General features: G+C 61.9%; 2 protein-coding genes. Both read left to right on the forward strand.

Going from position 1 to position 599, the window contains the following annotated elements:
• A partial coding sequence (locus tag QD357_RS32835) for a formyltransferase family protein (protein ID WP_414126168.1) occupies positions 1–247 on the forward strand: 247 nt, incomplete at its 5' end.
• 3 nt (positions 248–250) lie between these two features.
• Positions 251–599: tetrahydrofolate dehydrogenase/cyclohydrolase catalytic domain-containing protein (locus QD357_RS32840; RefSeq protein WP_414126169.1), on the forward strand; the 349-nt coding region annotated here is incomplete at its 3' end.

The raw sequence follows: 599 nt of genomic DNA on the forward strand, positions 1-599 counted from the left end.
GATCGGGGCCACGGCGCATTACGTCACCGGCGATCTCGACGAAGGTCCGATCATCGAGCAGGACACGGCGCGCATCACGCATGCGCAGTCGGCGGAAGACTATGTCTCGATCGGCCGCGATGTCGAAAGCCAGGTGCTGGCCCGCGCCATCCATGCCCATATCCACTACCGCACCTTCCTCAACGGCAACCGCACCATCGTCTTCCCGGCAAGCCCGGGAAGCTATGCTTCGGAACGCATGGGCTGAGCGATGGCTGACATCATCGATGGCAAGCAGGTGGCTGCTTCGGTAATTGATGCGGTGAAGACGGCGACCGCAGCACTGGAAAAGAACACTGGCGTGAAGACCGGCCTTGCGGTCGTCATCGTCGGTGATGATCCGGCAAGCCACACCTATGTCGGCGCCAAGGGCCGCATGGCCAAGGAATGCGGCTTTACCTCCATCCAGCACACGCTGCCGGCCGAGACGACGCAAGCTGAGCTGGCAAAGCTGGTGGCGACGCTGAACGAGGATGCGTCCATCCACGGCATCCTGGTGCAATTGCCGCTGCCGAAGCATTTGAATGCCGAAGCGATCATCCAGTCGATCCGGCCGGACA

This window comes from Rhizobium sp. BR 317, from assembly GCF_047445835.1.
Classification (GTDB): Bacteria; Pseudomonadota; Alphaproteobacteria; order Rhizobiales; family Rhizobiaceae; genus Rhizobium; species Rhizobium paranaense.